Below are 21429 nucleotides of genomic sequence, written 5' to 3'. Positions count from 1 at the left end.
CCCTCGCCATTACGAAGTTAACTTGCTGTGCAGCCAATTGGACCAGTTATAGGCGATCCATTTTGTAGGAAGCCACACCTCGAGTTGCAACAGGCTGGCAAGATACAGCCCCAAGACACAGGCCGCCAACGTGTAGTAGATCGCTTTTTCTAATTTCTTTTTCTGCCGCAGCGTAGGCCAGTCGAACAGCCACGTCGCCACGTAGAACAGCGCGATCAAAACCTGGAAGATACTGCTGCTCATTTCGTGTCCTGCCGTTTGGCGAGGTTCTCCGTCGTCAGCCCGATCCGTGAGATCTCCACCTTTGCTTGCACATCGAACGTCGCTTTCGGCAACTCCGCTCTCCAGTCTTTGCTGTACTGTTCTTGCCAGTCTTTCGGGAATTGTTGATAGACCAGCACGCCGAGTCCGGCGATGTCAGACTCCTGTTCGCGAATCTCGTTGGCCGCCGACAGGATCGTTGATCGAACTTGCGCACTCAGCATGCGATTGACCTTCAGCACGTTGTCTGGCGCGCTCAGTTCGAGGTTGCTCAGGTTTTCCAACAAGTAGGCTGTTCCTTTGACCTCGACTTGAAAATGAAAATGGTCCCCTCGGCGAATCGGCTTTACCTTGGAACTTCCCTTGAAAACGGAGGCCACCGTGATCTCTCCGCTCTCGTCTTTCAGTGTGACCGTGTAAGGTTTCACCTTTCTTCTCAACCAGCGGATGCCTTCGACCGCCTCCCCTTTAATTTCACCCTTCATCTTGTCATCACGAAACACGGCGTACCCAGAAAACTGTACTTCCTCGTGCTTTTCCTCCGACCCCTCCGTGAACTTGGCTTGGACGACCGGGATCATCGCGTCGATCTTACTGACGCTCAACATTTGCGTCGCATCTTTGATCATCACGCCAAAAACTGACTGGGTATTGACGATCTCACGGATGCCTTCGCTGGAAAAGCGCTCGAAGCGCGGCTGCTTGTTTAAGATCTCGTATCCCTTGCCTTTAGCGATCACGATGGTGGAGGTCAGACGATTTTCCGGGATTCGCGAAACCGCGTCAAAGATGGGGCGAATGCCCCGTTTCGCCAGTTCCTCACCGATCACCAACACGCGGCGATGCGCATAAAACAGTTGGCGCGGCATCCGCTGCTGCAAGCGCATCGAGGCATTGCGGATCGAACTTCCTGACGCGGAATCGACGTAGTAACTTTTCGAACCGGATGTTCCGCCCCCGCCGCCCGATTTGCCGCCCAACTGTCCAGGCAGCGGCAACTGCACGGTGACGCGGAACTGCCCGTCGCTGTCCAAGTCATACGCGGTGGCCAGCACGATCGCGATATCGTTCACTTCTGTGCGGTCCCAGCAGCCCGTCTGTGTCAGCGCCAAAAAGAGCGCGATGATCGTGAGTACCGCTTTGCGTCGCCTCATCCGCTTCCCTCCTCACTCTTGTGCTCGATCGTTTTGCCTTTTTGTCCACCCTCCTGCAAGAGCTCTTCCCTCATCGTTTCTCCCAAGCGATTTTGGTTGCCGGTGGAGAGAAACTCGGGACGCTTTTTCATCGCAAACCAAGGGGCGCGAATCAACACATCTTTTAAGTCACCGACCGACAAAGGGCCGGTTGGCGACAGATAAGGAACGCCAAAGGAACGCAGGTTGGCCATATGGCCTAAGATGAACAAGCCACCTAAGATCACGCCATAGATGCCAAAGATTGCGGCGACAATCATCAAGGGAAAGCGCAACATTCGAACGGCGATCGAGGCGTTGTAGCGCGGGATCGTGAACGATGCGATCCCCGTGATCGAAACGATGATCACCATCGGAGCGGACACGATGCCCGCCTCGACCGCCGCTTGGCCGACGACCAACGCGCCGAGGATGGACACGGCCTGCCCGACCATTTTCGGCAGTCGAATCCCCGCTTCTCGCAGCGCCTCAAAGGAGATCTCCATGATGAACGCCTCGATCACCGCCGGAAACGGGATCGCTTCCCGCGCCGCCGCAATGCTCAGCAAAAGCGGTGTCGGAAGCATCGCCTGGTGGAAGGTGGTCACGGCGATGTACAGGGATGGCGTAAACAGCGAGATGATCAAAAATGTGTAGCGCAACCAACGGACCAGCGTCGCGATCTGGTAGCGCTCGTAGTAGTCTTCACTGGCCTGCAAAAACTGCCAGAACGTGGTCGGCACGATCAGCGCAAATGGGGTGCCATCGATAATGATCGCAACCCGCCCTTCCAGCAATGAAGCGGCGACCGTATCGGGCCGTTCGGTGTACTGCACCTGCGGAAACGGCGAGTTGGTGCTGTCCTGAATCAACTCTTCGACATATCCCGATTCGAGCACCGCATCGATCTCGATCCTCGACAAGCGGCCGACCACTTCTTCAACCACCTTCGGGTCCACGATGCCTTCCAGATAGGACACGACGAGCGCCGTACGGCTTTGGCGGCCCAGGACCATCGGTTTCATTTTTAAATTGGGGGTCCGCAGTTTGCGGCGCACAAGCGCCGTGTTGGTGCGCAAGTTTTCCACAAACCCGTCGCGCGGACCGCGCACCACCTTTTCGGTCTCCGGTTCCGCGACAACGCGCACATCTCCCCCGCGCAGGCCGAGCACCAGTCCGTTGTTGTTGCCGTCGATCAGGATGCCCGTGTCGCCGGCCAGAATCAGTTTGACAAAATCTTTAAAGTGATCGACCTCGGTGATCTGGGAAGAAGGCAAGGTGGTCATCGAAATCCGCTCCGAGGTTCCCGATCCGCCTTCGTCGATCATCAAGGCTTTGAGCACCATGTTGACCTGCGAAGTGTCAACCAGACCGTCAACAAAGACGCAGACCGCCTGCCTTCCCTTATCGATTTCGAACTCGCGAATCACGAAGTCGGAGCTGTCCTGAAACAACGCTTCCAGATAGTCCTGATTCTCCTGCAAGCGCGATGAGATCGGTGTTGCCCCTTGCTCGCTCCACTGCTCCTCCGCCGTCCGGCTGTTGGCACGCCCCTCCTGTTGGCTGTTCGCTTGCCCGCTCTTCTGCTCGTCCGCTCGCGTTGTTTGTGCATCCTGTCGCTTGTCGTGCTGGACCTTCTTTTTTCCTCGATACATCGGCAACACCTCCTCCTTGATCTGCTTCCAGTGGCAATTTTAGTATGCGTGGAACTGGAATAAAAATACCGCCCCCACGAATGGGAGCGGTAGTTGACCACAGCGGTCGTTGCTATTTGACTCGTTTGATTCGTTTGCCGCCCGCATAGGCGAGCAAGGCCCAGCCGATCAGGAAGCAGACCCCGCCAAGCGGCGTGATCGCGCCAAGCCAGCCGATTCCAGTGATGGCGAGAATGTACAGGGAGCCTGCAAACAGGACGATGCCCGCTTGGAACAGATAGCCCGCTGCGCGCAACGCTTTGGGCGCGCCCAAAAACTGTGTGAGCAGCGCCACGATCAAGATTCCGGTGCCATGCAGCATCTGGTACTGCACCCCGGTCTTCCAAATCTCTAAATAATGATCGGTGATCTTACCTTCCAATCCGTGTGCACCAAACGCGCCGAGGGCGACGGCGAGGAACAGGTTGATCGCACCGAGCCTGACGAATGTTGTGAGCATAGCGTACCTCGTTTCTGTGTTCGATCGAACGACATTTATAGCAGATCTGGCGTTTTGAGTTCGAAATGAGCTTTTGCCAACACCTCGATCAGATAGTCGATCGGGGTGGTCGCCACTTCACGGTACATCCTGCGGGTGTAAAGGTGGCGGGCGTTGGGAAGCTCCCGTTTGAGTTGGGCGCGCATTTTGTTGCCGGCGTCATCAGCGTCAACCAGAATGTAGACTTCTTCCTCGGCTTGTAGCGGCACGATCAGGTCTTCCAGCTTTTCTTCAGAGAGCGTGCCAAACGTGCAGATCACCTCCACAGGTTCTGCGAGCAGCTCCAAGAGCCGCCGTTTGTCCGTTTTCCCTTCCACGATGATCACTTTTCGGACAACATACATGGCTTTTACCCTTCTTCCTTCGAAGTGGCGATCGGGTTCTCTTTGTGGGAACACCAGTCGCTCCAAGAGCCGGCGTACAGTTTGACGTTGCGATACCCCGCTTCCTGAAGGGCGAGGATATTCGGCGTGGCGGTGACGCCGGAGCCGCAATAGACGATCACTTCCGTCTCCGGTGCCACCTCTTGGAAGCGTTCGCGCTGCTCGTCCGCCGATTTCCAAGTGCCGTCCGCTTTCAGGGAATCCTTCCAAAAGTGGTTGACAGCGCCCGGAATGTGTCCGGCGACCGGATCGATTGGCTCTTGCAGCCCTTTGTAACGCACAGCCTCCCGCGAGTCGATCAGGAGCGTTTTCCCGTCGCCAAGCTTCGTTCTTACCTCATTCATATGCACCACCAAGTCGGATTGGCTGTGTGCAGTAAATTCGGTCGGCGAAACGGGCACAACCTCTGCGGTCGTCGGATGCCCTTCCTGTTTCCACGCGCTAAAGGTACCATTGAGCGCCACCACGCGGTCGTGGCCGATATATTTGAGCAACCACCAGAAACGCGAGGCCATCGCGCCACCTTGGTCGTCATAGGCGACGATCAGGTGCTCATCGCCCAAACCGCGTTGGCCAAGCTTAGCCGCCAGTTCCTCCACGTTCGGCAACGGGTGGCGACCGCCATGCTCGGCGACCTGTGCAGACAAATCGCGTTCTAGGTCAAAATAGACTGCACGCGGCAGGTGTTCCGTTTGGTAGGCCTGCACGCCTGCGTTGGGCTGCCCGAGGACAAAACGGCAGTCTACCAGACGTACGTGCGGGTCGTTCAGGTGCTCCAAAAGCCATTCCATGCTGACCAAATTGGAGGTCATTGCCAAATCACATCCTCTTCCCTCATCTTGTTTCCATTGTCGCATACGCAAAAACCACCCGCAAGACGGGTGGCTTGGCGATCTGTTTCAATTGCTGGAACGAAGTGGACGGATCACAATCTGTTCACGCAGCAGTTCTGCCACATGCGGCTTCAAGCCGACCGCTTCCACAAACTGTTCGACCGAAGCAAAGCCGCCTTGCGTCTCGCGGATCGAAACTGCCTTCATCGCCAGCACGATGCCGATCTTCGGCAACTCGGCGAGGCGCTCCTTTGGATCGTTGTTCAAGTCCACCAGCCCATCATGTGCCGGTTCGGTCGCAACAGCAGGAGGAGGGGACGACGGACGCTCCCTTTCGATCGGCTCCGGCTCAACGGGGCCTGCATCCGATGCGGTCTGCACCGCTTGCTTTTGCAGGGATGTAGCAGGTGCCGATTCGGATACGACCTGCTGTGTTCCCGCCTGCGCACTGACCGGCTTGACCGCTCTTTTCGGCTGCTCCTGCCCGTCGATGTCCACATCGTATTCCAACTCGATCTGATTTTTTAACCGCTCTTGTGCGTTGACCTGCAACTTCGAAATGGCAACCAAGCGCAGCAGATACTCTTTGCGCGCTGCCCAAGCGTGAAACATTCCGCCGATCCAGGTGACGAAGATGACCACAAACCAGAACTCACCCCAGAATGTGCCTTCATACTCCGATCCGGCAAACGCGATGATGTAGCCAAATGCCGCAAAATACAACAAGCCCCATCCGGCCCATTTCATCTGCTTCACCCGATAGGCGATATACCAAAAGGAAACCCATGTAAACATTCCAAAAAAGATAGTCCAGATCATCCAAAGCGATCTGCTCCACTCCCAGGTGCTGCCTTTCGATGTGATAGAAGACATGCGATGTTACCCCCTTGTCCTCAGAAGATTGTATTTACTATTTTCTCACATAATCGCTTGATTCGTGAAGCATTGAAAATAAAACCCCTAGCTTACGAATAAGCTAGGGGTTCTCGCCACTGTATGAAAAAGAAAACTAAACCGCTGCTGTTTCTACCGCCCCTTGCTGGAGCAGGTACATTTTGTGGTAGAGGCCCTGCTCGGCGAGCAGTTCCTGATGGGTGCCGCGCTCCACGATTTCGCCGCGATGCAAGACGAGGATCAGGTCAGCATCTTGGATCGTCGAAAGGCGATGCGCGATCGCGATCGTCGTGCGGCCGCGCCGCATTTTTTCGAGCGCCTGCTGGATCATCTCTTCGGTCTCCGTATCGACGCTCGCCGTCGCTTCGTCGAGGACGAGCACTTTCGGTTGCAACGCCATCGTGCGGGCAAATGACAACAGTTGCCGCTGACCGCTGGAGAACGTCGCCCCCCGCTCGCCGACCGGTTCGTCATAGCCGTGCGGGAGCTTTTGGATAAAGGGATCGGCCTGCACGAACTGCGCCGCCGAAATGATCTCTTCATCGGTGATCCGCTCATTGTGCAGGCGGATGTTTTGCTTCACATCGCCGACGAACAGGAACGGATCTTGGAGCACGAGCCCCAGCCTGTTGCGCAGTTCCGCTTCTGAGAACGACTGCAACGGCGCACCGTCGATGGTGATCTCACCGTCGCTCAACTTGTAAAAGCGCATCAGCAGGTTGATGATCGTGCTCTTCCCGCTGCCCGTGTGGCCGACGAGTGCGACCGTCTGCCCTGGCTTGGCGGTGAAGGAGATATTTTTCAGCACGTTATTGGAACCGTCGTAGGAGAAGGTCACATCTTTAAACTCGATCAGCCCTTCGCCTAGCACCGGGTTGTCTGTGCCCTCTTGGGTCGGCGCATAGCGGTCTTGGTCGAGCAGTTGGAACACGCGCTCTGCTGCGACCAAAGCCTCTTGCATCTGGGCCAGACGGAACATCATTTGGTTGACCGGCTCGAAGAAGCGGTCGAGGTAGTTCAGGAACGCATAGATCACACCGACTGATACGTAGGTCGTCAGGGATTCGACCCCGAAATAGCCGAGGATCAGGATCAAGGCGAACATGTAGAGCAGATCGACCAACGGACGCAGGAGCAAGCCGTTGATCTTCAGGCGCTTCATGTTCGCCCGGTAGTGCTCATCATTGGTCTGGCCGAACTCTTCGCGCATCCGTTTTTCCTGATGGAACGCTTGGATGATCGTCATGCCTTGAATCGATTCGGCAAGCCGCGCATTCAACTGGCTCAGCTTCTCCCGCGAAAGATGGAAGACTTTCGAACTGATTTTGCGGTAGATCCACATCAGAACAATGATCAGCGGGGCCACAATCGTAAACAGGCCAGCCAGTTTCGGGTCGAGGATGAACAGGCCGACCAGAATCCCGATCATCAGGACGATGCTCTGCACGAAGGCGGACAGGACGGAGACGAACAGCTCCTTGACCGCTTCCGTATCGTTCGTCACCCGCGAGACGAGCGAGCCGCCCGGTGTGCGGTCAAAAAACTCCAAGCCCAGATGTTGCACTTTGCTGAATACGTCGATCCGCAGTTGGCGGACGATCCAGTGGGCGATTTTATGAAAGGACAGCAGTTGAAAATAGTTGATCAACACGCCCGACACATGCAGAACCAGATAGCCTGCGCCAAGCAAGATCAGCATGTCGCGGTCAAATTGCCGCGGCGTCAAATAATCATCGATAAAAATCCGTACCAGTTGCGGCCCAGCTACATCGGCCGCCGTCGCCAGCGCCAACATCACAAACGCGGTGATCAGCGCCTTACGATGCGGAATCAGGTAACGAAGCAGTCTTCGCATCACCACGGTCCGATCCACCTCCTTGTTCCACCAGCGATTCTAACTGCTGGTTCTGATACATCATCGCGTACCAGCCGTCACCCGCCATCAGTTCGTCGTGTCGGCCCCGCTCGACGATCTGGCCTTCTTCGAGCACGACGATGCTTTCCGCATGTTCGATCGCAGAGAGGCGATGGGCCGAAATCAGCGTCGTTTTGTCTTGTCGATACGCTTTTAGCGCATCGAGGATCGCCTTTTCCGTCTTAGCGTCAACGGCGGACAGCGAGTCGTCAAGAATCAGCACTTCCGGGTTCATCAGCAGAGCGCGCGCGATCGAAATCCGTTGTTTCTGCCCGCCGGACAGCGTGACGCCACGCTCGCCGACCACCGTTTTGTAACCTTCTTCAAAGTGCAGGATGTCATCGTGAATACAGGCCAGCTTCGCCGCCTGCACCACTTCGTCCATCGTCGCACCTGGGCGACCAAACGCGATGTTTTCTGCGATGGTCGCCGAGAAGAGGAAATGATCTTGCGGCACATACCCGATCGCTGAGCGCAGCCAGCGCAGTTTGTAGTCATAGATCGACGTGTCGCCGATCCGAATGTCTCCTGCGTTCACATCGAACTCGCGCAGGAGCAGGCGCAGCAGTGTCGATTTGCCCGCTCCCGTCTTGCCGACGATGCCGAGCGTCTGGCCTCGTTTCAGCTCGATGTGGATGTCTTGCAAGGCCGATGTCTCTTTTTCCGGATAGGAGAAGGCGTCGATCGCATACGTGATGTCGCCGCTCGGCACCTCTTTTTGCGCGTCCTCTTTGTTCCAGACTTCCGACTTGATGTTGAGCAGTGCATCGACGCGGTCATAGGAAGCGCGACCGCGCTCGACGATGTTGAACAGCCAGCCAAAGGCCAACATCGGCCAGATCAGATGGCCGAGCAGGATGGTGAACTGCGTGAGTTGACCGAGGGTAATTTTTTCCTGGACCACAAAATAGCCGCCAACCGATACGGCGAGGAAGAAAGACAGACCGACGACCAAGGAGATGGTCGGGTCGAACAGGGAATCGATCTTCGCCACTTCGATGTTTTTGTGAGCCGTGTCTTTGGTCAGTGTTTCAAACTCTTTCTTCTCTGCATTCTCTTGCCCGAACGCTTTGATCACGCGGACGCCGGCGATGTTCTCCTGCACCTTGTCATTGAGTGTGGAGAACGCCTCCTGCGCCTTGTGGAAGCGCTCGTGCAACAGATTGCCATAGCGCACCTCCGCGTAGACCATGATCGGCATCGGCAGCAAGGTGATAAGCGTCAGTTCCCAGGAGATCGTCACAGCCATCGCGATGATGACAGCTCCCCCCATCGCAATCGAGTCCACCAGCGTCAACACCCCGTCGCCTGCGGTCAGTTCGATCGCCGAGATGTCGTTGGTGGCATGGGCCATCAAGTCCCCGGTGCGGCGTTTGTGGTAAAACTGCGGCGACAAATTGGTAAAGTGTTTAAACAAGCGGTTGCGCAGCAGTTTGCTCAGTCGAAACGCAGCGCCGAAGATGAAGATCCGCCAGATATAGCGCAGGATATAAATGCTAACCCCGATCGCCAACAGCCACAGCATCCACTTGAACAATTCGCCACCTGTCAGCGTACCTTGGTTGACGTCATCGACGACCACGCCGACCACATACGGTGGTACCAGATTCAGGGCGGCCACGAACAACAGGATGATCACACCTGTCGCATACGATTTCTTCTCCATCCTGAAATACCACATCAAATCTCGAAAAATACTCATGATTGCTTTTCCACTCCCCTCTTTCCCATACAAAAAGAGCCACTGACATCGAGGATGCCTGTGACTCTTTGGGTTTACGACAACAAACAAAAAACCACAGGTGTACGCAGAACGTCTCCTGTGGTGTCGATTACGTTATGAGATGTAAGTCCAAAAAAACTTACAACACAAATGTAATTCGTTCAGGCTGTTCCGCATCGATATGCAATTGTCGCTGATGTGCATGGCTATCCTTTGGATCTTGGATGTTGATGATGTACTTTTGCATATCGCGAAACCTCCCTTCGGAATTTTTTGAATGTATAGAGTATACATTGCGAGTGGATTGGTTGTAAAGGTTCTTTTTACAACTTTTTCTTCTTCCTCATCTTATGCTACAATCTTGAATTGTAACTTTAGCAAAAGGGGGTCTGCTCGTGACCGTGCAAATTCGTCCCTATACGCTCGAAGATTTTGCAGGTTTGCTTGAGGTGCAGCGTGAAGCGTTTCCGCCTCCGTTCCCAGAGGAATTGTGGTGGCAGCGCGAACAGATCGCCGCACACGTCAACACCTTTCCCCAAGGCACGATGCTCGCTGTCGTGGACGGTGTGATCGCAGGCTCAGCAACATCGCTTTTGATCAAGCATGACGGCAAGCCGCACACGTGGGCCGAAGTGTCTGACAACGGCTGGATTGCAGGTCGCCATCAACCGGACGGTGACAGCCTGTACGGGATCGATGTCTGTGTGCGACCGTCCTTTCGGGGCAAAGGAGTAGCCAAAGCGCTGTATCAGGCCCGCCAGCAGTTGGTGGTCGAGCTTGGGCTGAAGCGATTTTTGGCCGGGTGCCGCATTCCAAACTTCCATGAACATGCAGACAAGATGAGCGCCGAACAGTATGTGGAGCGCGTGGTCAGCGGTGAGCTGTCCGACTTGGTGCTGTCGTTCATGTTGAAACAGGGATTGCGTCCGCTGCAAGTTCTGGACGATTACTTAGAAGATGCAGAGTCTTTGCACAAAGCGGTGTTGGTCGAATGGCCCAACCCCGATTTGATTCGATAAATACGAACTAGGGGGTGCTTCAAAATGACAACTCCATTGGTCGGAACGGTGACCTATGAGCTCAAACCGTTGCAATCGGTTGAAGAATACTGGCAGACGGTGCAAATGCACGTGCAGTCGGCACAGCGGCATCATGTACGTCTGCTGGTGTTTCCCGAATATCAGACAGCACAACTGCTGGCGCTACAGCCGGAGATGACCCATGCGGAAGCGATCGCCTATCTGGACAGCTTCACCGATCAGTACGTGGAGCACTTCTCCCGACTGGCACAGGAAAATGAAATGACGATCCTCGGCGGGACGCACATCGTCAAGGAAGGCGACGGGTATGTGAACAAAGCCTACCTGTTCTATCCGGACGGACGCATCGAGACCCAGAACAAAGTGCACACCACGCCGGAGGAGCGCAAAATGTGGAAGTTGACGCCTGGCGAAGAGTTTGCCGTGTTTGACACCGAGCTTGGCAAAGCGGCGATTCTGACCTGCTACGACATCGAGTTCCCAGAAACGGCGCGCATCGTGGCCGACATGGGAGCGGAGATCATCCTGTGCCCCTCGTACACCGATGCGGCAGCCGGCTTTTATCGCGTTCGCTACTGCGCACAGGCGCGTGCCGTGGAGAACCAACTGTTCGTCGTGATGAGCGGTCTGGTCGGCAGTGTCCCCGGCGTGGAACAGATCGACATGGCCTACTCGCAAGGAGGCGTTTTCGCGCCGTGCGACTATCCATTTGCTCCGGACGGGATTCTCGCCGATGGCGTGCTCAACGCCAGCATGGTGACGACCGCCCCGATCGATCTGGCGCAATTGCATGATAACCGTACCCAAGGCAACGTCTCCCCTTATTATGACCGCAAACCGGAGCTGTACGCCAAATATCCAAGCGTTGTCGCCAAAGCGTGAAAGTACCGCTTGTGACAACATCTCGTGCAAATCAAAAGAGCGCAACGCCCCCTTCATGGCGTTGCGCCCTTTTACATGGCAAGCGAACTGCACATCATAGAAATGCCGGATGGTAAGGCTCGTTACTGCAAAAGTGAAAGCAACTTTCTAAACTAAGAGTGTAGCGTGTTTTCGGAAACGATACGTTGATCAGGATGAGGAGGCGTGTTGAACATGGTAGTTGACCTGAAGATCTTCTCCGATTATATCTGCCCGTTCTGCTATATCGGCAAGGGTCTGATCGATCGGCTAAAAGAGGAATTTGAGATTCGCGACGAATGGGTGAACATCGAGATTCATCCGGACACTCCGGCAGAAGGGGTACTCTTGACCGAGAAGTTTAACGTTCCGGATGCGGATGCGCTGTTTGAAGGGGTTCGTCGCGCAGGTGCGGCGTATGGAATCGAGTTTGGCAAAGCTGACAAGCTGTTCAATTCGCGGTTGGCGATCGAAGCGAGCGAATTTGCTCGGGATCACGGCAAGTTCGAAGCGTACCACCAGTTGGTGTTTCAAGCCAACTTCACAGCGGCGCGCGACATCAGCGATGTCAACGTGTTGCTCGATTTGGCCGAACAGATCGGACTGGATCGCGCCAAATTGCAGACAGCGCTTGCCGAGCGACACTATGCACAGCGCGTAGAAGCCGCCCAAGACCAAGCCGCTCAATTCGGTGTCTCCGGGACGCCGACGTTTATTGTCAACAACAAGTACCGCGTGGTCGGAGCACAGCCCTTGGATGCGTTTCGTGATATGCTGAAACGCATCGAGGAGGAGGCGGTTCGTGAGTAAGTCGGTCGCCCAAGCACGACCTCCGCTGTGGACGCGGGACTTTTTTGCCACAGCGCTCTCCAACCTGTTTTTGTTTATGGGCTTTCAGATGCTGATCCCGACCCTGCCTGTCTATGTCAGCAACATGGGCGGGGATCAGACGCAGGTCGGTTTGGTCATCGGGATTTTTACGATCTCCGCCCTGTTGATCAGACCGTTTGCCGGCAAATGGCTCGATACGGTCGGACGGCGCAAAATCCTGCTGATCGGACTTGTGATCTATCTATTGTCGGTCATCGGTTATTACTGGGCGGCCGCCGTCGCTTTTGTCCTGCTTTTGCGCGTGGTGCACGGCTTTGGCTGGGGATTGACGACGACCGCCTATGGCACGATCGTAGCCGACATCATCCCGGCACAGCGGCGCGGGGAAGGCATGGGCTACTACGGCCTGTCCAGCAATTTGGCGATGGCGCTCGCTCCCCTGCTCGGCATCTGGCTGATGGAAAGCTACGGGTTTGGCTTGGTCTTTGCGATCTCGACAGGGCTTACCGTCTTGGCGATTTTGTTGTCACAGCTGATCAAGATCGCGCCTCCTGTGCGCCGCGAACCAACGGCGGACGCTTCGGCAGGAAAAGAGGGGCTTTTTGAGAAAAAGGCGTTTTTCCCCTCGTTTTTGGTCTTGTTTATAGCGATCTCCTATGGCGGGATCGTCAGTTTTATCACCTTGTTCGCTCAAGAGGTGGGAATCGCCAACGTCGGCTGGTTCTTCCTTGCCAATGCGGTGATGGTGATGCTGGTCCGGCCATTTGCCGGCGTGCTATTTGACCGCAAAGGACACCAGTGGATACTGTGGCCCGGTGCGCTCTTTACGGCGGCCGGACTGCTGCTGTTGTCGTACACCGACAGCGTCGGGATGTTGGTCGCAGCTGCCGTCTGCTACGGCATCGGCTTTGGCGCGATCCAGCCGTCTTTGCAAGCCTGGACGATCAACCGCGTCCCGCCGCACCGCCGCGGCGCGGCCAACGGCACCTATTTTTCCGCTTTCGACCTCGGCATCGGTGCGGGGGCGATGTTGCTCGGCGCTGTCGCCAAAACGACCTCCTACGCCGGGATGTATCGCTTGTCGGTGCTGTTGGTCGTCGGCTATCTGATCGCCTATGGCGTGTATTTGCTACGCAACAGGAAGCGGCAGGAACCTGCCTAAGCGAAACGACCTTCTGTGCAAGAGGCAGAAGGTCGTTTGTCATGTCCGCTACACAGCGCCTATGAATCGCGCTTGCCCACGATCGAAAAGTATATTCGCTGGCCGTTTCTGTTACAATGAAAGTCGTACTCTTACATTTGTACTAGAGGGGTTGTTTCCGATCGTTTTTAAAGAATTTAGGGAATTCGCCGTCAAAGGCAACATCATCGATCTAGCCATCGGTGTCGTGGTGGGAGCCGCTTTTGGCAAAATTGTCACTTCCTTCACCAACGACATCCTGATGCCACCGATCGGACTCTTGCTTGGCAAAGTCGATTTTTCCAACCTGTTTCTCAACCTGTCCTCCACTTCCTACGCGACGCTAACGGAAGCGAAGAACGCGGGTGCTCCGACGCTCAACTACGGATTGTTTCTCAACAACGTGCTCGACTTCTTGATCATCTCCTTTTCGATCTTCCTCGTCGTTCGCCAGTTGAACAAGCTCAAGCGCAAAAAAGAGGAGCTTCCGGCCGATCCGACAACCAAAGAATGTCCGCACTGCATCGAACAGATCCCGATTCAGGCGACCAAGTGCAAATATTGCACATCCAGCCTCGAACCGCAAACAAGCACGGAGCCATAAGCTGCTCCGTGCTTGTTCTGCTTTCTTGCCCGTTAATACGAGATCAGTGCCGCCATCATAATGCCTACTGCGATGCTCAAACGCGAAGTGAAAATGCCGACCGACACGTTGCCCTTCGGAATTTCAGAGACCACTTTGAACGGCGCGACCAGTTCTAACAGGTAGAACACCGCCACCTGAAACACCGTGCCCAGCACGCCCCAGATCACCAGATCGACCAGATTCAGCGAATGGAAGATCGCCGAGGCCAGCACGATCGCAAGCCCAATCACTTTGCCGCCCAAGTCGTGCGCCACCGCCTTGGCCGCCGCCATCTTGCGCGGGTCGTCCGTCTGCGAACCTTCCGCGATCAGTTGATATTCCTTGTAAGGCGTCGTGATCATAAACACGAACAGACCAAAGCCTAAAATCGGCAGTGCCACCCCTAGATAGATCAAAAAATTAACAATGCCTTCCCACTGCATCATATAAAAAGCCTCCTCACTTCAGCTACTACTCTTGTATGCCTACGGGCAGAAAATAGGATAGATTCCCGGTGATCCGCCCGCCCACACGCAGATTGATGGCAGATGCTTGCCCGCCGATCCAAAACGAGCCATAGAGCAGATGGCCGCGATAGGTGCCTTTTAGCGTCTGCACTTCGACCGTCTCCAACTCCACCAACTCCTGATAGATCATCGGTTGCTCCCAGTAGAACTCGTCAGCATCGCGCTCGATCGGAACGCCGTCAGCTGTAAACAAGGACACCGCTCCGCCTTCACGTCCCCAGATCGGCTTGGCAACATACGCCTTGCTCCCCTGAAAGCGATTTTCCAAATAGGTCGGCAGCATGTAGGTGGCGATCGTCTCATGCTCAGCCTGCGTAAAAAACTGCCCTTGCTCATGCAAATTCCAAATCAACGCTTGCAGCGCTTTGGTCTGTGCGAGAAAGGCGGACGGTGGATTGATGATCGCCACACGCCGTTCTGCGATCAGCCGCAGCAGATGCTCCCCGGTCGGATAGCCGTCCTCGTCCCGATCCTCGACCAGCTTTTCCAACGCGTGCAATCGGTACAGCACATCGACCGGATGCAATTCCTCGCCTTGCAGGGCGTATAAACGGTCATCCAGCACCCGCAGATCGGCCAAGGCGACAAAGTTCCCCGGCAATTCGGATCGCGCCAACAGATACTTGGTCGTCCCGGCATCTTCCTCATGCCAATCGAGGGCCGAAAACCAGATGCGTTCCGTCGCCATCCCGCTGTCTGCATACGCTTTCAGCACATCTTGAAAAGCCAAAGCCAACTGCTCGTCACAGCCATCGTTCGGATCGGCTACCCCGTAGGCGGCGCACACTTGCCCGTTCACATGAAACGCTTCGACGATCCCCGTCGGCGTGTCCGCATTCAACTCCAGCATCTTCAAGCCGTTTGCGGTCGGGGCAAAATCGAATCGACCGACCACCGTCGCCGAGGGCACTGGCATCCCTACCCGCACGGCGGTAAGCGCCGCCTGCGGAATGCCGAGCTCCAGCAACAGTTGGTCATCTCCCTGCTGGATCACTCCGACCATTTTCGTAAAAATCGCGCCGAGCCGCTCGGTCGCCACGGCGATCTCGCGTCGAAAATCTGCGCGGATCAGATGCAGATCGGCCAGCGCGTACTCCTCTCCATACATCCAATCCCACGTAAAGATGCCTTCCGCTTGCAAAGGTTTATAAATCTGCGCCCTGCGCGCTTCGTAGTTCATCGCACGCCTCGTCTAAGACGAACTGGACTTCGAAGACGAGCCGATGCCGCCTTTCGAACCAGAGGACACTCCGGTGTTCGCACCGGACGTAGACTTGCCGGAGTTGGAACTCGTGCCGGGGGAGACGACCGTTCCGGTGCCAGAACTGGATTTCGGCGGCTGTGCGCTGCCCGTGCCGTTTTTGCCGCTGTCTGTACTTGTGCCCGAAGAGTTGGAAGAGGAGGTGTTGCTCGATTTCGACGAACGATAGATTTTGCCGTTCGCAGGATAGTACCCTTTTTTGTAATATTGCTTATGGCCACCGATATAGATAAATCCGAACGATCGATCGACTTCGTTTCCGCTGTCGTCACAGTGTCCGTCGTCATTGTCGTCATAGCAGATCGCCTGCTCCTGCGCAACTTCATCATCGCCGTCGCCGCACCCGGCAAGCGTGCTCGCAACCAGCACGGTGGCTGCAAACAGGCTGACCAATTTGGTCGTTTTGTCCATCACTGATCCCCCTTCCATGCTGTCGGCGTCGCGTAATACACATACACTTGACGGTCCTCATCGACCTCTGTGGAGGAACGCTCCCATTCGCGGCCGCCAAGATAGAGATAGTTGCTTGTCAACATCAGCAGCACATCGTCTGCCGATTTAAATTCATAGGTATGGATCAAAGGATAAATGACGGTATCATCCTTATATTCTCGAAGTTCCAAACGGATGCCCGCCTGATGAGCCAGCGGATGCAACGTCGAATCGACGATGTGCTCATCATAGGCCAGCTCCACATAGATCACATGCAGATCACCTTCAAGCGCGGTCGAGGTTTTGCTGTAAATGGTGCGCTCTTTTACAAAATAGTCGCAGGCAAAACGCAGCAAGATCTCTTGTTTCTCCACGCTCGCATACGAGTAAAGCACGGGAAACTCCTGCTCTTCGTCGAGCAGTCGATACTCCAGTTTCGCCATCCTTGTGTCCCTCCTTATGAAATACACTAGGATATACGAACCAGTGTGAAAAAGGATGCAGCACAAAACACGAACATTCCAATGCCCTCGACCGCTTTTTGTTCATCTATCTTTCATTTCCACTTGTCATGGATTACACTTCTGTGTTAGATTGATGGTGACCAACCAATTGAATAAGCTCTCGTATAATCGTGGGGATATGGCCCACAAGTTTCTACCAGGCTACCGTAAATGGCTTGACTACGAGTGAAGCACACCTCGCACATAGGCGTCCTATGTGTGATACCTATGGGAATTTAGCCCAGACGGTCAGGTTTCACTTGTGATAAACAAGCGTCCCCTGCCGTCTGGGCTTTTATTTTTTCAGACGATTGATGCCAACTAACGAGCAAAGGGGACACCATCATGAAGACCTTACACCAACGAATTCTCCTCGACGGTCAGGCGTTATCCGATCAGGTTTTAAAAGTAGACGCGTTTTTAAATCATCAGGTTGACCCGATGCTGACGATGGACATTGGCCGCGAATTTGCGAACGTGTTCCAGAGTGAGCCGATCACCAAAGTGTTGACGATCGAAGCGAGCGGCATCCATTTTGCGCTGGCCACAGCGGCGGCGCTGCAAGTGCCGTTTCTCTATGCGAAAAAGAAAAAAGCGGTCACCTTGACTGAAGAATTGTACACGGCTGAAGTCTTTTCCTTCACCCGTCAAGAGACGTTCCAAGTATCGGTTTCCAAGCGCTACCTGCACGCGCACGACCGCGTGCTCATCATCGACGACTTCCTCGCTACCGGCGACGCTCTGCTTGGCCTGATCAACATCGTCCAACAAGCGGGCGCCCATCTGGTCGGCGTCGGAGCTGTCATCGAAAAAAGCTTTCAAGACGGCCGCAGCAAATTAGAAGCGGCCGGCGCACGCATCCACTCCCTGGCTCGCATCGCTTCGATGTCGCCCAACCATATCGAGTTCCTCGAAACGTCTGACAGCATAGCTGTCCCAACACCTTCGAGTACAAATGCAGACCATGATGCAACATCCGCTTCGATTCCATCTGCAAACGGCTCTGCCACCAAGGAGACTGTCCAATGGTAACGCCACAGAAGACGTTCGCACTCGGCCTTCAACACGTGCTTGCCATGTATGCCGGCGCTGTCATCGTACCTCTGATCATTGGCGCTGCCTTGCAGTTAACCCCCTCGCAGATGGCCTATCTGATCGCAGCCGATCTGTTTACCTGCGGGATCGCAACGCTTTTACAAGTGCTCGGCACCCGTTACGTCGGGATCAAAATGCCCGTCGTGCTCGGCTGTACGTTTACAGCCGTCGGACCGATCATCGCGATTTCCCTGTCCTCCAACCTTGCCACCGCCTATGGGGCAATCATCGTGGCCGGACTGTTCGTTTTCCTTGCCGCGCCACTGTTCGGTAAATTGCTACGCTTTTTCCCGACCGTTGTCACCGGCTCTGTCGTGACGATCATCGGTCTTTCCCTAATCCCGGTGGCAATGAACAACGCCGCCGGTGGCCAAGGTGCTCCCGATTTCGGCCAGCCGCGCAACCTGCTGCTCGCCCTTGGCACGCTTCTGTTGATCCTCGTGATCAACCGCTTTTTTACAGGCTTCATCCGTTCCATCTCCGTTCTGCTCGGCCTGATCGCAGGCACGATCCTTGCCTCCTTTCTAGGCATGGTCAATTTTTCCACCGTTTCCGAAGCATCCTGGGTGAGCATAGTCCAGCCGTTCTACTTCGGCACACCGGAATTTAACATCGTGGCGATCCTCACGATGATCCTCGTCTGCCTGATTTCGATGGTCGAATCGACCGGCGTCTATTTCGCCCTTGGCAAGATCACCGACAAAAAGATCGGTCAGAACGACATCGTGAAAGGATTGCGCGCAGAAGGCATCGGCATCGTGCTCGGCGGCATTTTCAACGCCTTCCCGTACACTGCCTATTCGCAAAACGTCGGTCTCGTCTCGATGACCCGCATCAAGTCGCGCAGCGTCATCATCGCCGCTGGCCTTCTGCTCATCGTGCTCGGTCTCCTGCCGAAACTGGCAGCTTTGACCACCGTCATCCCGAATCCCGTGCTTGGCGGTGCCATGGTGGCAATGTTCGGCATGGTCGTCGCCTCTGGTATCAATATCCTGAGTGATGTTGACTTCACGCGCAACGAAAACCTGCTGATCGCAGCCTGCTCGATCGCCGTCGGTCTCGGCTCTGCCGCGGTGCCGCAAATGTTTGACCAACTCCCGACCATGCTGAAAATGCTTTTGCAAAACGGCATCGTCACCGGCTCGGTCACCGCAATTGCCCTGAACATCTTCCTGAATATGAAAGGTGACTCGGCAAAAAATTCAGCATCCACTCCGCTTGTTACTGAGGCCAATGCGTCTCATTAACAATATAGTTGCACCCCTCCCCAATGTTGGGCCCTTCCTTTGCGAGAAAGGAAGGGCCATTTTTGATGGTCGCGACGTGATACAATTGGTGTTATCTTGCAAAGACTAGAGGTGAAGCGGATGCAAAAACTGAAAGCGCGATGGCAACAGTTTTACAGTTGGCTCATCGACCGTCCCTACCGAGCAGGCACCTTGCTCGCCCAGCGCTATCAGATTTTAAAGGTGCTGGGGATGGGTAGCTACGGCATCACCTACCTGTGCCATGACAGGGTCAAAAGCGGCGACTGTGTGCTCAAACAGGTGCGCCCAAGCAAGCTCGGTAGCAACAAAGGGCGTCCCGTCTATGACTACGAAATCAGCGTGCTCCAAGCGCTCGACCATCCGCAAATCCCCAAATTGCTCGATCGCTTCACCTCGGACGGACAGCTTTTTTTCGCGATGGAATACAAGGCCGGGCGCAATTGGGAAGACCTGATCTTTGACGAAGGTTATACGATTACCGAACCGGATGCGCTCTCTGTCATCCTCGACTTGCTCGACATCGTCGAGTACCTACACGCCAATCAACTGGTGCACCGTGACATCCGCATCCCGAATGTCATCCTACAAGACGGCCAACTGCACCTGATCGACTTCGGCCTGGCCCGCTACTTAGGCGACCCGGCCACGTATATCGAAGAAAACCTCGACGCGTATCTGCCAGAAAAGCAGATCAAGCGCGAAGTGGCGTTCAAAAGCGATTATTGGGGCCTCGGCCACTTCTTGCTGTTCCTGCTCTACAGCACGTTTACCCCACCCGAACAGGAGACAGAAGCGGTGACGTGGGAAGAGGAACTCGACCTGCATCCCGCCACCCAAAAGCTGATTCGCCGCTTGCTTCAACTCGATCCACCCTATGACAACACCGCGGAATTGCGCGCCGATTTGCGTGCTGCCAACGCGCTGTCATCCAAAATTCACACTTCAGATCAGAAAGTACGCTATACTTAAACTATCTGAATTCTTAGGAGGTGGAGTCCCGATTTCGGGACGATTCGTTGGACAGTTCAGCCTTAAGTACGCTTTTCAACCTGTTTCTTGTTGTTTTTCTGGTGTTTCTCAATGGTTTTTTTGTTGCTGCTGAGTTTGCGATGGTCAAAGTCCGGGAGAGCCGGATTCAGCAGTTGGTGATGGAAGGAAACAAACGCGCGATGGTGGCACAGAAGCTAGTCGCCAATCTGGATGCCTACCTCTCCGCCTGCCAGCTCGGGATCACCTTGGCTTCGCTCGGTCTTGGTTGGATCGGGGAACCGGCGATCGCTCATCTGATCGAAGGCCCGCTTACCTCGCTGGGGGTGCCGGCGATCGCCATCCATACGGTTGCTTTTGTCATCGCCTTTGCAATCATTACCTTCCTGCACATCGTGCTCGGGGAGTTGGCACCAAAATCGATTGCTATCCAGAAATCTGAAGGAACAGTTTTAAATATCTCTGCACCTTTGATCGCTTTCCACAAGGTGATGTACCCGTTCATCTGGGTGTTGAACGGGACTGCGAACTGGCTGTTAAAGCTGCTCGGCATGTCGCCCGCTTCGGAAGCGGAAGCGGCGCATACCGAAGACGAGATTCGCATTCTCGTCTCGCAAAGTCACCGCAGCGGCTTGATCGACCAGACCGAAAAGGCGCTGTTTGAAAATGTGTTTGACTTCTCTAACCGCATCGCCCGCGACATCATGGTGCCGCGCATCGACATCGTCACGGTCAGCCTCGAGGAATCGCTGGAAGAAATTTTAGCAAAAGTCGAAGAAGAGCAGCTTACCCGCTATCCGGTCATGGACGGGGACAAAGACAACATCATCGGCTTTTTGAACCTCAAAGACCTGTTCATCCGCTACAAGCGCGCGGAGCCGTTTGATATCCACCGCATCTTGCGCAAGGTGACGTTCATCTCCGAATCGACGGAGATTTCCAGCGTCCTCAAACAGATGCAAAAGAACAGAACGCAGCTTGCCATCGTGGTGGACGAATATGGCGGCACGGCCGGGATGATCACGATGGAAGACATCATCGAAGAGTTGGTCGGTGAGATTCAGGACGAATTTGACAACGAACAGCCTCCGGTGGTCTACCTGCCCGACAACGGGTACTCGGTGGAAGGACGCCTGATCCTCGAAGAGGTCCAAGACTTGCTGGGCACGAAGATCGAGCACGAAGAGGTGGACACGCTGAGCGGTTTGATCTACACCTTGCTTGGCAAAGAGCCCAATGTCGGTGACACGGTGCAGTACGAAGGATTCGAGTTCAAGATCGAGGAAATGGAAGCTCACCGCATTATGCGCGTAAAAATCTTCCCGTTACAACAAGCGACCGAGTAAGAGTTCGGTCTTACAGCCTGATGCTTTCGGAAACAAAACAAGGTGCCGCCTGGGCACCTT

21 protein-coding genes, 1 pseudogene and 1 riboswitch are annotated in these 21429 nt (G+C 55.0%); of the genes and pseudogenes, 9 read left to right on the top strand and 13 right to left on the bottom strand.

The genetic code is table 11. The features are described from left to right. Nucleotides 1–9 precede the first annotated feature (9 nt). The 9 genes from CIG75_RS01395 to CIG75_RS01355 form a co-directional block, all read right to left on the bottom strand. Nucleotides 10–243 carry a hypothetical protein gene (locus CIG75_RS01395; protein ID WP_094235018.1) on the bottom strand — a complete coding sequence of 78 codons (234 nt, stop codon included), beginning with the start codon at nt 241–243 and terminating at the stop codon, nt 10–12. Next, entirely contained in the window at nt 240–1415 is a 1176-nt protein-coding gene (locus CIG75_RS01390) for a Ger(x)C family spore germination protein (protein ID WP_094235017.1), read from the bottom strand. The genes CIG75_RS01395 and CIG75_RS01390 overlap by 4 nt, the downstream gene beginning before the upstream one ends. Continuing rightward, nucleotides 1412–3088: a spore germination protein gene (locus CIG75_RS01385; RefSeq protein WP_094235016.1), complete on the bottom strand. Its 1677-nt coding sequence runs from the start codon at nt 3086–3088 to the stop codon at nt 1412–1414. Before CIG75_RS01385 ends, CIG75_RS01390 begins: the two co-directional genes overlap by 4 nt. A gap of 112 nt (nt 3089–3200) precedes the next feature. Beyond that, a complete protein-coding gene (locus CIG75_RS01380) occupies nt 3201–3587 on the bottom strand; it encodes a DUF423 domain-containing protein (RefSeq protein WP_094235015.1) in 387 nt (128 codons plus the stop codon). Between the two features lie 35 nt (nt 3588–3622). Further along, nucleotides 3623–3970: a toprim domain-containing protein gene (locus tag CIG75_RS01375; RefSeq protein ID WP_094235014.1), complete on the bottom strand. Its 348-nt coding sequence runs from the start codon at nt 3968–3970 to the stop codon at nt 3623–3625. A 5-nt stretch (nt 3971–3975) separates the two neighbouring features. Continuing rightward, a complete protein-coding gene (locus CIG75_RS01370; RefSeq protein ID WP_094235013.1) occupies nt 3976–4821 on the bottom strand; it encodes a sulfurtransferase in 846 nt (281 codons plus the stop codon). A gap of 87 nt (nt 4822–4908) precedes the next feature. After that, the gene (locus tag CIG75_RS01365; protein WP_094235012.1) at nt 4909–5715 is read right to left on the bottom strand and encodes a ComEA family DNA-binding protein; all 807 of its coding nucleotides are present in this window, start codon (nt 5713–5715) and stop codon (nt 4909–4911) included. Nucleotides 5716–5851: 136 nt separating this feature from the next. Next, nucleotides 5852–7591, bottom strand: coding sequence for an ABC transporter ATP-binding protein (locus CIG75_RS01360; protein ID WP_094238290.1), 1740 nt, complete (start codon nt 7589–7591; stop codon nt 5852–5854). Further along, entirely contained in the window at nt 7554–9353 is a 1800-nt protein-coding gene (locus CIG75_RS01355; RefSeq protein ID WP_094235011.1) for an ABC transporter transmembrane domain-containing protein, read from the bottom strand. The genes CIG75_RS01360 and CIG75_RS01355 overlap by 38 nt, the downstream gene beginning before the upstream one ends. A 416-nt stretch (nt 9354–9769) precedes the next feature. Between CIG75_RS01355 and CIG75_RS01350 the strand changes: the two genes are divergently transcribed. The 5 genes from CIG75_RS01350 to mscL all read left to right on the top strand — a co-directional run bounded on the left by CIG75_RS01350 (nt 9770) and on the right by mscL (nt 13929). Then, entirely contained in the window at nt 9770–10393 is a 624-nt protein-coding gene (locus CIG75_RS01350) for a GNAT family N-acetyltransferase (RefSeq protein WP_322348598.1), read from the top strand. A gap of 24 nt (nt 10394–10417) precedes the next feature. After that, nucleotides 10418–11296: a carbon-nitrogen hydrolase family protein gene (locus tag CIG75_RS01345; RefSeq protein ID WP_094235009.1), complete on the top strand. Its 879-nt coding sequence runs from the start codon at nt 10418–10420 to the stop codon at nt 11294–11296. 213 nt (nt 11297–11509) lie between these two features. Continuing rightward, entirely contained in the window at nt 11510–12124 is a 615-nt protein-coding gene (locus CIG75_RS01340; protein ID WP_094235008.1) for a DsbA family oxidoreductase, read from the top strand. Next, nucleotides 12117–13307, top strand: a complete 1191-nt coding sequence (locus CIG75_RS01335) for an MFS transporter (RefSeq protein WP_227874320.1) — start codon at nt 12117–12119, stop codon at nt 13305–13307. Before CIG75_RS01340 ends, CIG75_RS01335 begins: the two co-directional genes overlap by 8 nt. A 160-nt stretch (nt 13308–13467) precedes the next feature. After that, complete coding sequence (gene mscL, locus CIG75_RS01330; RefSeq protein ID WP_227874400.1) at nt 13468–13929, top strand: large-conductance mechanosensitive channel protein MscL; 462 nt, start codon at nt 13468–13470, stop codon at nt 13927–13929. A gap of 32 nt (nt 13930–13961) precedes the next feature. Here mscL and CIG75_RS01325 read toward each other — a convergent pair whose 3' ends face one another. Genes CIG75_RS01325 through CIG75_RS01310 form a run of 4 tightly spaced genes read right to left on the bottom strand, consistent with a single transcriptional unit; the run spans nt 13962 to nt 16613 of the window. Beyond that, a complete protein-coding gene (locus tag CIG75_RS01325) occupies nt 13962–14396 on the bottom strand; it encodes a DUF350 domain-containing protein (protein WP_094235006.1) in 435 nt (144 codons plus the stop codon). A 25-nt stretch (nt 14397–14421) separates the two neighbouring features. After that, nucleotides 14422–15657 carry a glutathionylspermidine synthase family protein gene (locus tag CIG75_RS01320; protein ID WP_094235005.1) on the bottom strand — a complete coding sequence of 412 codons (1236 nt, stop codon included), beginning with the start codon at nt 15655–15657 and terminating at the stop codon, nt 14422–14424. 12 nt (nt 15658–15669) lie between these two features. Continuing rightward, nucleotides 15670–16149 carry a hypothetical protein gene (locus tag CIG75_RS01315; protein WP_094235004.1) on the bottom strand — a complete coding sequence of 160 codons (480 nt, stop codon included), beginning with the start codon at nt 16147–16149 and terminating at the stop codon, nt 15670–15672. Next, nucleotides 16149–16613, bottom strand: a complete 465-nt coding sequence (locus CIG75_RS01310; protein WP_094235003.1) for a hypothetical protein — start codon at nt 16611–16613, stop codon at nt 16149–16151. The genes CIG75_RS01315 and CIG75_RS01310 overlap by 1 nt, the downstream gene beginning before the upstream one ends. Nucleotides 16614–16774: 161 nt before the next feature. After that, a riboswitch (purine riboswitch) is annotated at nt 16775–16876 on the top strand. A gap of 142 nt (nt 16877–17018) precedes the next feature. Here CIG75_RS01310 and CIG75_RS01305 point away from each other — a divergent pair. The 4 genes and pseudogenes from CIG75_RS01305 to CIG75_RS01290 form a co-directional block, all read left to right on the top strand. Next, a pseudogene (locus tag CIG75_RS01305) lies at nt 17019–17588 on the top strand (xanthine phosphoribosyltransferase); the annotation flags it as partial. A gap of 110 nt (nt 17589–17698) precedes the next feature. Further along, nucleotides 17699–19015 (top strand): nucleobase:cation symporter-2 family protein, encoded by a 1317-nt coding sequence (locus CIG75_RS01300; RefSeq protein WP_094235001.1) that lies wholly within the window; start codon nt 17699–17701, stop codon nt 19013–19015. 120 nt (nt 19016–19135) lie between these two features. Beyond that, nucleotides 19136–20005, top strand: coding sequence for a serine/threonine protein kinase (locus tag CIG75_RS01295; RefSeq protein ID WP_094235000.1), 870 nt, complete (start codon nt 19136–19138; stop codon nt 20003–20005). A gap of 47 nt (nt 20006–20052) precedes the next feature. Further along, nucleotides 20053–21369 carry a hemolysin family protein gene (locus CIG75_RS01290; RefSeq protein ID WP_094234999.1) on the top strand — a complete coding sequence of 439 codons (1317 nt, stop codon included), beginning with the start codon at nt 20053–20055 and terminating at the stop codon, nt 21367–21369. Nucleotides 21370–21429: the final 60 nt, after the last annotated feature.

It is taken from the genome of Tumebacillus algifaecis (genome assembly GCF_002243515.1).
Classification (GTDB): Bacteria; Bacillota; Bacilli; order Tumebacillales; family Tumebacillaceae; genus Tumebacillus_A; species Tumebacillus_A algifaecis.
Note: the sequence above shows the minus strand (reverse complement) of the source record. Positions and strands in the feature narration are given on the sequence as shown.